Raw genomic sequence first — 14,552 nt, 5'->3', positions numbered from 1 at the left:
CAATGGAAGTAACAGAAGCAATTGATTGGGTATTGGCTTGTTATACAGATGACGTGCCCGAAAATGGCGGTGCCTGCATGAAGCATGGCGATGAGCAAATTGCCATTTATAATTTTAAACGCCGAAATGAATGGTATGCTACGCAAAATTTATGCCCGCATAAACAGCAAATGGTTTTGTCGCGCGGCATGATAGGTAGTGCTGGTGAAGCTTGCGAGCCAAAAGTGGCCTGTCCGTTTCATAAAAAAACATTCTCGTTGTTAAGTGGCGAATGTTTAAGTGGCGAAGATTATCAGATAAAAACGTATCCGGTAAAAGTTTTAGACGGAAAAGTATATGTAGGTATTGCCGGTTAGGTAATTTTAAATTGTTAATTTTTGTTAGGCACTTTCATGGAGACGTGAAAGTGTTTTTTTTGTTGGTGTTTTTCTTTAAAATGATTAAAAATGTCAATTTTGACCGAATTTATGGATATATTTTTAATGAAATCAGAGTTTTTAATGAAATTTAATGAGTTAAATCAATTTTTTATATAGATATTTTGAATTTATGGTCTAAATATTTTTATCAATTTCTTATTTAAGGTGTTTTATGTACACTAATGATTGATATTTTTACAACAAAATAAGGTTTATATGATTTTTATTATAAAAATTAAGCGATTGTTTGTTTTTATTTTACTTAAAAAACCAAATTGGCTATATTTATGATATCAAAACAGGAAAGTATGAATAAAAAATAATACTAAATCCAAAACACAAAAAAGCCCTGTCGGGAGGTCGCATTCCCGGCCAGGGCCAAATAGTTTTATTGCTTTAACAAATAAAAACTTATCAAATGTACAAAAATGTATCAAAACAGTACATTCCCGCCAAAGTAATGCTTCTTTGCCTTTGTTTATCGTCTTACAAAGCATCAGCGCAGCTTACTTTAACAGGGCAATTACGAACGCGGGGCGAGCTCAGAGATGGCTACGCTACGCTTAAACCCAAAGGCAACAGCACCGCGGCCTTTGTATCGCAACGAACGCGATTGACATTTAACTATAAATCAAACAAAGTCATTTTTCAAACATCGTTACAGGATGTAAGACTTTGGGGCCAGGATGCTTCGACGATAACCCCGGCCGATGGCTCAAAACTATCGCTTCACGAAGCCTGGGCCGAACTGATCTTCTCTAACAAAAAAGACACTTCTTTTAAAAATTCGCCTTTAGATTATTTCGCTGTTAAACTTGGCAGGCAGGAGTTAAGCTATGATGACGAAAGGCTGTTAGGCGCCACCGACTGGCTGCAACAGGCCCGCCGTCATGATGCTATAGTTTTTAAGTTACAACAAAAAGGTTGGCAGGCCGACCTGGGTTTGGCATTTAACCAAAATACCGAAGCGGTAAATTATAATGGTACGTTTTATACGCCTGCAAATGTGCCTGTAACGGTAAAGGATAGTAAAGGGAATTTGATAAATGTACCTGCCGGATTTATTCCGCTGGTTAGTGCCGCCGGAATAAGTTCAAAAAACGGTGCGCCGGTATTTGCTAATCCGCCAGGCACTAATGCACTAAATCAAAATTATAAATCGCTGCAATACTTATATGTAGCCAAAAAAGTTGATCAAACTAAGGTATCATTACTATTTCTGGCAGATCAATTTGGGAAGTATAAGCTCGACTCCATTCAAAATACAGCCGGAGCCGATGTAGGATACTTGTACGGACGGAGGTTTAACCAGCCTGGCACTAATACAAGGATAACTACCGGCCTGGCTTTAAATTCAGCCTTCGGCCCCAAAAAACAATGGCTTATTAATGGTGCTTATTATTACCAGGGCGGTAATGATAAGGATGGCGTCGAACTTAACGCTTATCATTACGCGGCGTCGTTACAGCTCAAACTAAGCAGGGTGCTTTACACAGCGGGCATCGATCACTTGTCGGGTAACAACGCCTTATCTACTTCATCTGTTAATCACCGCTTTGATCCGTTATACGGCACACCGCATAAGTTTTGGGGATACATGGATTACTTTTACGCGGTGAGTGGTGCGCCAACCGGTGGTTTGAATAATCCTTATTTAAAAGCTAAGTACACGTCGGCCAACACCCGGTTTACCGGAGAACTTGCGGGCCATTACTTCGCGTTAGCAAACAACCAAAAAGATGTTGCCGGAAACGCGATAGATAAATACATAGGTACCGAGATCGACCTTACACTCGGTTACAAACTCAACAAAATTACCAATATCGATCTGGGCTTATCCTACATGGCAGCTTCAGCCAATATGGAATATGCGAAAGGTATCACGCCCGGCACGTCAAATTTAAACCCGGTGTGGGCCTATCTGCAGATCAACATCAAGCCTGATTTTTTAAATAAATAGTCAATAACATTACGCTTAAACATCATGGAAACTCAACTTACCAAACTCAATATATTCTCGTTAAAAGGCGTGCAGATGCGCACGTTTCACATCACCTGGTTAATGTTCTTTGTTTGCTTTTTCGGCTGGTTTGGCCTGGCGCCTTTAATGCCAACCATACGTGCAGAACTAGGTTTGTCTAAAGCACAGGTAGGAAACATCATTATCGCATCGGTAACAGCAACCATTATCGCGCGCCTTTTAATAGGTAAACTTTGCGATACCTGGGGGCCGCGTAAAACAGCCGTGCGCTTACTGATAGTAGGCTCGGTACCGGTATTTTTGGTAGGCCTGGCGCATGATTATACTACTTTTTTACTCTTTCGTTTAGCCATCGGCATTATCGGTGCCTCGTTTGTGGTTACGCAGTTCCATACTTCTATGATGTTTGCGCCTAATATTAAAGGTACGGCAAACGCGGTTACCGGCGGCTGGGGCAATCTTGGTGGCGGTGTTACCAATATGGTAATGCCTTTAATATTTGCGGCCATCGTTGGATTTGGTTATACATCTGCCGAAGCATGGCGCTATGCCATGATAGTACCTGGCTTAATGATGCTGGTCATTGCGTTCTTATATGCTAAATACACTAAAGATACGCCGAACGGAAATTACGACGAGATAGGCCGTAGTGTACAACAATCAACCAAAACAGATTGGACTGTGCTTGCCGACTGGCGCATATGGGCGCTTACGTTAGCTTACGCGATGTGCTTTGGCATGGAACTGACTTTTGATAATGTGGCTTCGCTACACTTTGTAGATACGTTTCACCTTTCGCAAAGCTCGGCAGGTTTTTGGGCCGGCATATTTGGTTTCATGAACATTTTTGCCCGTGCCCTGGGTGGTATAGCTTCAGATAAAGTGGGCGCAAAATTCGGTATGCGTGGTAAGGGCTTATTGCTTTCGGTTGTGCTGTTGCTGGAGGGATTTGGCTTGATATTTTTCGCCCAGGCCGGCTCGTTAGCTGTCGCGATTGCATCAATGTTAACCTTTGCTTTATTTCTTAAAATGTCAAACGGTGCCACCTACGGCATTGTGCCTTTTGTAAATCAAAAAAATGTTGGCCTGGTTAGCGGCATTGTAGGCGCTGGCGGTAACCTGGGTGGGATGCTGTTTGGCTTCCTGTTTAAATCAAGCACTATAACCTATGTAGAAGCCTTTACTTATATAGGCTATACGGTTATCGCGGTGTCGGTAATTGTATTTGTAACACGTTTTAAAAAGCAACCCGCTACCAACGAAGTTAACGCCATAGCCGGTAGTGTAGCCTGATAATATGAGTAAAAAAGCGGTCGATAGTTTTTCAAGTACCTGTAGTTACTGCGGGGTTGGCTGTGGCGTGCTGTTAAGCAAGCAAAAAAACGGTGCCTTAACACTTGAGGGTGATAAAAATCATCCGGTTAATAAAGGTATGCTTTGCAGCAAGGGCATGAACCTGCACTATACCGTTAACGACCGCAGCGACCGCCTGCTGTATCCGCAAATGCGATACAATAAAAGCATGCCCATGCAACGCGTAAGCTGGGATGACGCACTACAACGCACGGCTGCCGTTTTTAAAACTTTTATAGATAAATACGGGCCGGATTCTGTCGCGTTTTATGCTTCAGGACAATGTTTAACCGAAGAATATTATGTGGTCAATAAGCTGATAAAAGGCTTTATAGGCAGTAATAACCTTGATACCAACTCGCGCCTGTGTATGAGTAGTGCGGTGGCATCATACAAAATAGCTTTAGGCGAGGATAGCGTTCCGGTATGCTATGATGATATTGAACTGGCGGATTGCTTTTACGTTACCGGCGCCAACCCCGCCTGGTGCCACCCCATATTGTGGCGAAGGGTAGAGGCTCATAAAGCGGCTAATCCGGATGTTAAAATTATTATCGTAGATCCGCGGGTTACAGATACCTGTTCGGTTGCCGATCTGCATTTGCAGCTTAACCCGGGTACCGATGTAACGCTGAATCACGCCATTGGCAGGGTTTTGATAGAGAACGGTGATATCGATCTTGACTTTATAAATAACCATGCTGAAGGCTTTGAGGCTTATAGCAAAGTAGTATTTGCCCGAACCGTTGAAGAAACCGCTCTAGTATGCGGCCTTAGCGAAGCCGATATCAGGCTGGCTGCAAAATATATTGGCGAGGCCAGAGGTTTTATTTCGATGTGGACGATGGGCCTGAACCAAAGTGCCATCGGCGTAAATAAAAACCTGAGCTTGATCAATTTGAGCCTAATAACAGGACATATCGGCAAACCGGGTTCAGGGCCTTTATCCTTAACCGGACAACCGAATGCAATGGGCGGTAGAGAAGTTGGGGGATTGGCAAATCTACTGCCCGCACATCGTGACTTAAAAAATGCCGCGCACCGTGCCGAAGTACAAGCCTTTTGGGGTGGTACCACTATTGCCGATAAGCCAGGGTTAACCGCGACAGAAATGTTTGAGGCGCTGAATGACGGCCGCTTGAAGGCAATATGGATAATGTGTACCAATCCATTAACCAGTTTGCCTAATGTGCGCCTGGCGGAGGAAGCATTAAAGAAAGCAAAGTTTGTGGTGGTGCAGGAGATCACTAACAAGTCTGAATGTTTGCCATATGCCGATGTAATACTTCCCGCCGCTGCCTGGGCGGAAAAGGAGGGAACGATGACGAACTCCGAAAGACGCATTAGTTATTTGAACAAAGTTATCGATCCACCGGGCGAGGCTTTACCTGATGCGGAGATCATCTGTCGCTTTGCGCGTAAAATGGGCTTTAAGGGTTTTGACTTTGAAAACCCGGCGGCAATTTATGATGAGCATGTTAAACTTACCGCCAAAACCAATATTGATATCAGCGGACTGAGTTACAAAATTTTAAAGGAGCTTAAGACCGTACAGTGGCCCTATAATAAGCGATCGCAGAAGCAGGGCACGCAGCGTTTGTTTACCGATAAAAAGTTTTATACGTCATCGCAAAAGGCTATTATTAGTCCGGTTGATGATGTGTTGACCAGCGAATTGCCTGATGATGATTTCCCATTTATTTTAACCACGGGCCGCATCCGCGACCAATGGCATACGATGAGCAAGACGGGTAAGGTGAATAAGCTTAATCAGCATATAAAAGAATCTTTCCTGGAGATACACTCAATTGATGCGGATGCGCTAAATCTTAAGGAAGGCGATCTGGCGGTAATATCATCGCGCAGGGGCGACGTGCGGGTGAAAGCTAAATTATCTACCGCTATAAAAAAAGGCGTGGTGTTTTTGCCTATGCACTGGAGTAAGATCTTAGGAAACGATCTTAATCGTGCCAACAACATTACCAATGATATTGTAGACCCCATATCAAAAGAGCCTGATTTTAAGTATTGCGCCGTTAGCATTCAAAAATATATTAAACCAAGGCAGCGCATTGTTGTGGTTGGCGCAGGCGCCGGCGCTTACGGTTTTGTAAAATCATACCGGGAATTAAATAAAGACGACGAGATCATTATTTTCAGTAAGGAGAATTTTCCTTTTTACAACCGCGTTATGCTACCGGATTACATCAGCGGCGAACAAAAATGGGAGCAGTTGGTAAAAATGAAGGATTCGGAAGAACCGGAATATAATATCAGTCTGTTGCGAGGAGTAAGTATAGAGAAGATAGATCGTTCCAACAAAACTGTTACCGATTCACGAGGAATTAGAACACGTTATGATGTGTTGTTATTGGCTACAGGTAGCCGCTCGGCTGTGCCTAAAAACGTGCCATCATTGCCGGGCATATTTACGATGCGTAACCGCGTTGATGCCGATAGCTTTAAAAAGCACGTGCCCGAGAATGGACATGTGGTTATTGTAGGCGGCGGTTTGTTGGGTTTGGAGATGGCGGCTTCCTTGCGGGAAATAGGTAAACGTATAACGATCATTCAACGTACTTCGCGCTTTTTAAACAGGCAATTGGATGCTTTGGGCAGCCAGTTATTACATGAGGAAATGGTTGACCAGGGATGTGATATTTATTATGATGACGAGATACAGTTATTCTACGGCAGATCAAAGTTAACAGGGGTTGGATTGAAGAGTGGTCGCAAAATTAACTGCGATGCCATGATATTGGCTATCGGCACTACGCCAAACCTTGAAATTGTTAAAGAGTGTGGCCTGGAATGCAAACGCGGCGTACTGGTAAACGACTATATGCAAACCAGCGATCCGGACGTATTTGCTATTGGTGAAATTGCCGAATTTAAAGGCACGCTATACGGTATAACCGCCGCCGCCGAACAACAAGCCGAAGTAATGGCCCGTTACCTAAGCGGCGATATAGCCAGCTATTACAAAGGCAGTTTGTTTATGAATATCATCAAAATACATGGTTTTGATTTGTGCAGTATCGGTATCCCCGAAATGCCTGATGATAAGAATTATGAAGAAATAGTGTTCATCGATAAAGCTAAACGCTACTATAAAAAATGTATTATTCACCAGGACAGGCTTGTTGGCACCATTTTAATTGGCGACAAAAGCGAGTTCAACGAATTTAGGGAACTGATAGCCAACAAAACCGAACTCAGCGAAAAGCGCCTCAAACTGCTTCGCAGCGGTAAAACCGCCGAACCTGTTTTAGGTAAACTGGTTTGCAGTTGCAATAACGTTGGTGCTGATAATATCCGTAATAAAGTAAAGGCCGGCTGCGATAATTTGAATGACCTATGCAGTGCAACAGGCGCCGGTACAGGTTGCGGCTCCTGCAAGCCAGAGGTAAAACGATTGTTAGAAGAGGCGCTGCAAGCAGCATTGGTTGCACAAGAAACTTGATCAGTATGAAAACAGCAAAGCAAAACCTGGTTAAAATCAATCTGCCCGGCGGTGTTACTTCTGCGGGTGACCTGTACGAGATATTAGTGATTGCTAAAAGGGCAGGAGCTGAGCATATCCGCTTTGGTAACCGCCAGCAGCTTTATTTCACCATAGACGACAACGCGTTGGAGGATTTTGAGTTTGATATGCTATCGGCCGATGTTGACTATGAGCTTAATATCCATAACTATCCTAATATAATCAGCTCGTACGTGGCTGATACGGTGTTTAATAACGACAACTGGGTAAAGGAAGGTGTTTATAAAGATATTTTCGACCTGTTTAATTTTAAGCCGCAGCTAAAAATTAATATCGTAGATAGTAACCAAACCTTTGTGCCTTTCTTTACCGGGAATTTGAATTTTATATCATCTTACGTTAGTAATTACTGGTATTTGTACATACGTTTTCCTAAAACCAATATACTTTATTGCTGGGCTTCGTTAGTGTATTCTGATGATATACCGGGTTTGTCAAAAAAAATAGAGGAAACCATCTTTAAAAACAAGCAACGATTTTACGAACAACCAGAAATTGACGGCGATGCATTCTATAAACTGGTGATGGCACAGGGAAATTTTGTGGTTCAGCAGGCATTACAAGCCTTGGTTATTCCCGAGTTTCACCTGCCTTATTATGAAGGCTTTAACAGGTATGGTAGTAAGTATTGGTTGGGTATTTACAGGCGCGACGAACTGTTTTCTGTTGATTTTTTAATGGATTGCTGCACCCTTTGCAATCAAACCAGGGTTGGGCAACTGTATATCACCCCCTGGAAATCAATATTGGTAAAAGGTATAACGGTGGCCGACCGTGCTTTATGGGGCGTTATACTCAACAAATACCGCATCAACGTCCGCCACGCGGCAAACGAGATGAACTGGCAAACTGAGGATGTTTGTGACTTTTGTCTTGATCTTAAAAAAGATTTGGTAAGGTATTTTGAAGAGGCAGATCTGCGCACTTACCGTTTATCGTTCGCCATAAAAAAACAGCCGAAAACCGGTTTATTTGGATCGATCATTATCAGAAAAGTAGATGAATTATTTGAACTAAGCCATACGCGTGATTTTAACCCTAATTCGAAAGATTTTATCACCTATAAGCAGGAGGTAGACAAGGACGATTTACCCAAACACCTGATACAATTGTGTGATGATTTTTATACCAGGGAAACTCAGCAATTTGATATTGACAAGCTGGATACCGGTGTTGCGTCAGATCCGACACCACAAAATACAGTTGCTGTTTATCAATGTAAAAACTGCCTGAGTATTTATGATAAAACCTACGGTGACGTAACTAATAACATTGAACCCGGTGTGGATTTTAATGATATTACAGACTACGCTTGCCCTGTTTGCGATTCGCCAAAAAGCTGTTTTGAACATCTTAGTCAGCCTTTAAGCCTTGTTGGTTAATTTTCCCCACCGCTTAAAATACGGATCTCAGTACGGCGGTTAAGCTGATGCTCAGCTTCGGTACAAGGTACGCCTTTGACACATTGATTCAGTAAACGGGTATCACCATAGCCACGATAGCTTAATCTTTCAATCGCTATGCCTTGTTTTAACAGGTATGCCATTGCCGACGCTGCCCGGCGATTTGAAAGATCAAAATTATAAGCAGCAGGAGCCCTCGAGTCGGTATGTGAGGCTATCTCGATACGCAGTTTCGGATGTTGTTTCATGATCACAACCAGCTTGTCCAGTTCTAAAGCCGCGTCAGGGCGGATATTTGCCTTATCCAGATCATAATAAATGTTATTCAGCACGAAAGTTGATCCTGTTTTAAGCGGTACTTTTAATGGTGTGGTAGTTTGCGAAGGTTTAGCGGGTTGTGCAGCAACAGGTGTGGTGTTTGTTGATTTTCCCGCTTCGAAACTGTATATATCATCGTTGCCTTTTCCACCTTCGCGGTTTGATGACAGATAACCCGTAGTTACCGTTTGGGCAATATAATAAAAGTCATCACTGGTGCTATTGATAGGATTTTTAAGGTTGGCGGGAGTAGCCCAATTATCCTTTTCGCCCACTGCTTTATAAATATCATAACCACCCATACCCGGCAGCCCTTTTGATGAAAAATAGAGCGCGCCATCGGCATTAACAATAGGGAAGGCCTCATAGTCAGCCGTATTAATGCCGGCACCACAATTTGCAGGTTTACTCCAGGTGCCATCGGCTTGCTTCAGGCAATACCATATGTCAGTTTTACCTTGTCCGCCCGACATATCCGAAGTGAAATAAAGTACGTCTCCGCCTTTTGAAAGTGCCGCATGCCCAACCGAATAATGCTTCACATCATTGTATGCAAAACTTTTTAAGTTTGTCCACTCGCCGTTTTGCAGGGTAGCTACCATAAGCTGCAGCCTACGGGTATATAACTTTTGCGTACTGCCTTTAGGGCGTTTATCTGTAGGCAGCTGGCCTTTGGGTATTGTAGTGGTAATAGTAATATAAGCCGTGTCATTGGTTTTATTAAATACTATTGGGCCCGTGTGGTGGCTCATGTTGGCTAAAACGCTGTTGGCTGTATTAACAGTCACGTCGGTAATTTCTGAGTTTTTATTTGCCTTGTAAATTTGATAAAAGCCATTGCCCGTCCGTGTATAAATATCATCAGTATTTAACCTGTCCGACGCAAATACAAATCCGCTTCTTTCATCGTAGCTCAATCCCCATTCAGAATAATAGGTATTAAGTTTTTCCACGTTTTTAACTACTGTATTTGCGGGTGTCTTCGTCCATTTAGCGGCCGAATCGCAGGTAGCCAATTTCAGCTGCAATTGCTTATCGTCTTTTACCCCGGTATAGTAAGCTTTGTATTGCACTTTGGCATCGTTAAACTTTTTATTACGCAGCAAAGCCTCCGCATAGTAGTAGGTGTTAATGATATCGGCTTTAGGATAGGTTACCACCTGCGAATACCAGGCCTCTGCATTTTCATAATCGTTTATCAGCCGATAGCAATCGGCAACACGTTCTATTACATGCAAACCGGGACTATTACGTTGGGCAACCTGCAGGTAAAATCCCAGGCTTTTAAAATATTCGTAGCGTTCAAATAGCTTATCTGCCAGTTGCCTTTTATCGGGCTGCTCTTGTGCTTTAATTCCTTGTGCAACAATTAGTAATATAAATAATGTAAATATCTTCTTCATATTACTTCAATTAAAAATAACGCGGACTTAGTACTCTTGGATGTTTCCTTGCAAAGCCAATACTTAAGGAAACCTCGTGCGAGCCTCCCTGGTAACCGGTGAAGTTGCTCGTAGTAAAATCATACGAATACCCAAAGCGGAAATGATCATTTAAACTTAGCTGAATTATGCCCGCGGCTGTGCTGGCGCGATCAAGGCCTTGTTGCTGGTAAGCCTTATTCCAGACCACTACACCTGTATTGTACGAGGCGCCTAGCCAAACTTTTTTGGCAAACAGGATATAGGTGGTTACATCAACACTGGTGGGGGCCTTAAAATCCTCTTTAAGCATCACCGAAGGTTTAATGTCTATCACAGATGTAATTGGTACAATAACTCCGGCAGTTAAATATAAATGCCTTGCCTGTTTTATTACAGCCGTGTTGTTGTTGTTATTATTCAGTTCGGGCAGTAAATTCAAAACTGATGCGCCAACATAAACCGTAGGTGTGGAGTAATAAATACCTGCTCTAAAATCGGGCGTAATTTTACTTTCGGTGCCCGCCGCAAGAGGGTCCTGCAAGTCGTTACCTACCAATTTTGAACCATCCAACTGGTACTGGATTATACCCGCGCCAATACCAAAGCTTAGCCTGCGGGTGTCCTCGTCATCTAAGCGTAAGCGGTAAGCATAGTTAGCGTACACAGATGAGTTATTTTGCGGGCCTAGCCGGTCGTTGGTTACCAGTAAGCCCAGGCCCACGTTCTTGGTATCAACATTGGTAACGCCATCAACAGAGAATGTGCTGGTTTTTGGTGCGCCGTCAATTCCCGTCCATTGCAGGCGGCTGCTTGCGTTTAGTGTCCAGTCTTCTTTATAACCCGCGTAGGCGGGATTTACAGCCAGGCCGTTAAATACGTACTGGCTAAATTGTATAGTTTGCTGCGCACGGCTTTGCAGGCAGTAGCTTAGCACTAAGGCTAAAAGGACATATTTTTTTAAACTCATTATTTACGTTTTAAATATATCCAACCCTTAGTTGTGGTAGGCGTGTCGTCAATTTTAACTTTTAGGGTATAGTAATAGGTGCCTTCAGAAAGATTAGCACCGTCCCATTCATTCTTATAATCGTTAGATCGGTAAACTTCATTTCCCCAACGGTTAAATACCGATAGCTGGGCACCGGGATAGTATTCCAGGTCTTTTATAAAGAAAGTGTCGTTTTTACCATCTCCGTTAGGGGTGAAAATGGTGGGCGTTACAATGCCGTTGGGCACATACGGATCCCGCACCAGGAAGGTGATCACAGGTATTGATGGCGTGCCCTTTACATACGCCCAGGTATCAATACTGCGGTTGTTACCAAAGTCATCCTGGCTATTGGTAGTTGTAGTAACTCCCCATTTATGGCCATTTGCTGTGCTGCTTAGTCCGCTTAAATTAGTTACAGGGCTTGAGGGAGTTCCGGGATTGGTAATATCCCTATCATCCCAATACACATTATCATCGGGCGAGTTAAGACCGTTAGTACGCGAAAGCTTAATGCCGTTAACATTTCGTTCTACATCAAAAAACGGAAAGTGCACTTCGGCAGCAAATAAGGCAAGCTCAATGTTAATTTTAAACGGAGCTATAGTATGCGGCACCGTGGCACCTATGCCATCAACACCATCCCAGTCTATTTGGTTAGGGCCCGCGTTAACGGTGCCGGTAAATTGCCTGTCAACAACATCAGTAAAAACGCCGTTTTGGTTAAGGTCCATCTTGATGGTATAGGTGCCGTTAGCAGCCGTTGTAAAATTAATTTTGCCACCAACGGTCGCGGTGCTGGCCTTACCCACAGTACCTAAATTACCGGTAAAATTTACACCGGTTACATTGGGCACAAAAGGAGGGTTTATCAACCAGGTCGTGCCGTTTGCCGTTTTAGCGGTAGCTGGCAAATCAGTGGCCGGCGTACTGAAAAATAGCTTGTGTGTTACGTCAGACTGTGTGTCGTCAGCAACAGGGTTATGTACATCGGGGGACGATGTGCTGTTAACGCTTAAATAAGAAGGCGCGCCACCCGGCGTACGAAATCCTTTATTGTTTGAAAAAAAAGTAAAGCCATTGCCCGCTTGTCCGTTGTTATCAAGTTTGTAATGGTAACCGTCCTTGGTAACAATATAAAAAATGCCGTTAAAGCCAACGTTAAAGCTACCCAGCAAACCTATAAACACATTAGTAAAAGCCCTGCCGGTTATAAAAGCAGTATTGGCTGCATTGCGTACAGATACATCAAAAGCGGTAACAAATTCGCCACTGGTTTGCACCCAGGGCGCATTAGCGGCAATTGGGTTCACGGTGCTGTTAACAAAAGGATTGGGCGGTATAAAATTCACGTCCCAAATACCTTCCTGGGCAGCCGTTGCTGTACGGGTATAAGGCGTATAACCGCCGGTATTAGGCAATGGCCCGGCCATTTCCTCATTAATATTATTAATTGCACCAATTGTTGTTGATGCGCCGCTAACATAAGCAGTACCATCAGGTGCACGTAAGTTAATGGTGCCCAGCCCAAGTCCTTGCGCGCTCGAACCTACACATAATGTTTCGCCGGCCTTAACATATACCTTTACAGATCCCGGCGTAGGGAACGGGTATGACGGCGAAGCCGAACTTGACGATACCAGCACGGCCCTGTTGCCACCGTTTGAGCATAACTCCTTGCTACCTTCGGCATTTGCCGGGCATGGAAATAAGCAAATAGCACAAACCAATGCAACAAGGCATTGCAGGTAAGTGTATTTTTTTAAAAAGATATGGTCGTTTTGGGCTTGGTTTGGCAATTGTAACATCAGGTATTATAATTCAGCATGAATATAGCGATAAATCGGTTACGCACCTAAAAACGATACAGTTGCTTAGCAAATCGTAAAAAAAAATTACGACTATGTTTTGTTGAAATATTTAACTAAAATTGGTTGCCTTAGCAATTGCAAAAATATAAGCTTAACGCCCTGTAAAAAAGTATGGATAGTCATTCAAAAAAAATTTTGCTTGTTGATGATGACCGGCTTTTTTTAAAAGTTATGGTGCAGGTTTTCAAAAAATCGGGGTTCGAATGTGAAACAGCCGGATCTGCCGAGGAGGCTATAGAAAAGCTTAACAACGGCGCCTCGCCAAACATTATCCTGTCTGATTATGAAATGCTGGCTATGAACGGCCTGCAGTTTAGGCGCCATTTAATGGAGGACCCGAAGTTTAAAGATATCCCTTTTGTTTTTCTTACGTTTTTCTCGGATAGCGACCTGATGACACAGGGGCTTGATCTGCAGGCTATAGACTATGTAATTAAGGATACCCCCGTAAACGTGATCGTATCAAAAGTGAATAATATATTATTCGCTGTTGATAAGCAGCGGGAGCTATCCGAAATGGAGATCAAAAAGGCGGCATCATCGCTTAACATTAAATCCATCCCCGTAAAAACACCCGATGTAAACGGCTTTGAAATTAACTTTTGGCATCATGCGTATCATGATATCCCCGGTGGGGATTTTATTGATTTTATAAGGGTTAATGATCGTTATAGCTTCGTGGTGTTGGGCGATGTAATGGGCAAAAAATGGATGGCCTGGTTCTTTACCTTCGGCTTCCTGAGTTATATCCGTTCGGCGGTGCGTTTTGCCGCTTTTAACCAGGAATACTCAACCGCAAATATATTGCAACAAGTAAACAACATTATTTGTTATGATGACGTATTAAAGGACATCCTGTCAAGCTTATCACTGATATTAATAGATAGTGAAGCGAATAAAATAACCTATTCGGGCGCCGGCGATCTACCTTTATTGCATTATAAGCGCGATGATGATAAACTAAAATCAATAAGCTCATCGGGTTTATTATTGGGCTTATTTGCCGATGGATTTTATAGCGAGCAGGAGATTGTGTTGGAGAAAGGGGACAGGTTGTTTATTTTTACTGATGGACTGATTGATTTTGCGGATAAAGCTGGTAAGAAAAGTGACTATAATCTTTTTTCAAAAACACTGCACCCGTACCTTACAGATGATAAAGCTTTTGCGGATATAAAAGAGCAGTTTTTTAACAGCCAAACGGTTGAACAGGTTGACGATCAAAGTATAATAAGCATATATAAAGATTAA

General features: G+C 43.0%; 9 protein-coding genes. 6 read left to right on the top strand and 3 right to left on the bottom strand.

What is annotated here, in order from left to right; all coding sequences use genetic code 11:
- The first annotated feature begins 2 nt into the window (after positions 1-2).
- The 5 genes from nirD to AC59JT_RS08520 all read left to right on the top strand — a co-directional run bounded on the left by nirD (position 3) and on the right by AC59JT_RS08520 (position 8,679).
- Positions 3-356 carry a nitrite reductase small subunit NirD gene (gene nirD / locus AC59JT_RS08540; RefSeq protein ID WP_497397763.1) on the top strand — a complete coding sequence of 118 codons (354 nt, stop codon included), beginning with the start codon at positions 3-5 and terminating at the stop codon, positions 354-356.
- Positions 357-837: 481 nt separating this feature from the next.
- A complete protein-coding gene (locus tag AC59JT_RS08535; RefSeq protein WP_497397761.1) occupies positions 838-2,379 on the top strand; it encodes an alginate export family protein in 1,542 nt (513 codons plus the stop codon).
- A gap of 24 nt (positions 2,380-2,403) precedes the next feature.
- A complete protein-coding gene (locus AC59JT_RS08530; protein WP_497397759.1) occupies positions 2,404-3,693 on the top strand; it encodes a NarK family nitrate/nitrite MFS transporter in 1,290 nt (429 codons plus the stop codon).
- Positions 3,694-3,697: 4 nt separating this feature from the next.
- Positions 3,698-7,216, top strand: coding sequence for a molybdopterin-dependent oxidoreductase (locus AC59JT_RS08525; RefSeq protein ID WP_497397757.1), 3,519 nt, complete (start codon positions 3,698-3,700; stop codon positions 7,214-7,216).
- A gap of 5 nt (positions 7,217-7,221) precedes the next feature.
- On the top strand, positions 7,222-8,679 hold the full coding sequence (locus tag AC59JT_RS08520) for a rubredoxin (protein ID WP_497397755.1): 1,458 nt from the start codon (positions 7,222-7,224) through the stop codon (positions 8,677-8,679).
- Here AC59JT_RS08520 and AC59JT_RS08515 read toward each other — a convergent pair.
- From AC59JT_RS08515 to AC59JT_RS08505, 3 genes are read right to left on the bottom strand one after another with little or no spacing between them, the layout of a single operon-like run.
- Positions 8,676-10,421, bottom strand: a complete 1,746-nt coding sequence (locus AC59JT_RS08515; protein WP_497397753.1) for an OmpA family protein — start codon at positions 10,419-10,421, stop codon at positions 8,676-8,678. The two genes, AC59JT_RS08520 and AC59JT_RS08515, sit on opposite strands and share 4 nt — an antisense overlap.
- Positions 10,422-10,431: 10 nt before the next feature.
- Positions 10,432-11,409, bottom strand: coding sequence for a PorP/SprF family type IX secretion system membrane protein (locus tag AC59JT_RS08510; protein ID WP_497397751.1), 978 nt, complete (start codon positions 11,407-11,409; stop codon positions 10,432-10,434).
- Entirely contained in the window at positions 11,409-13,238 is a 1,830-nt protein-coding gene (locus AC59JT_RS08505) for a T9SS type B sorting domain-containing protein (RefSeq protein WP_497397749.1), read from the bottom strand. The genes AC59JT_RS08510 and AC59JT_RS08505 overlap by 1 nt, the downstream gene beginning before the upstream one ends.
- Before the next feature lie 174 nt (positions 13,239-13,412).
- Here AC59JT_RS08505 and AC59JT_RS08500 point away from each other — a divergent pair, with 174 nt between their 5' ends.
- The gene (locus AC59JT_RS08500; protein WP_497397747.1) at positions 13,413-14,552 is read left to right on the top strand and encodes a SpoIIE family protein phosphatase; all 1,140 of its coding nucleotides are present in this window, start codon (positions 13,413-13,415) and stop codon (positions 14,550-14,552) included.

It is taken from the genome of Mucilaginibacter sp. A3364, from assembly GCF_059690715.1.
This window is presented reverse-complemented; position numbering and strand designations above follow the sequence as displayed.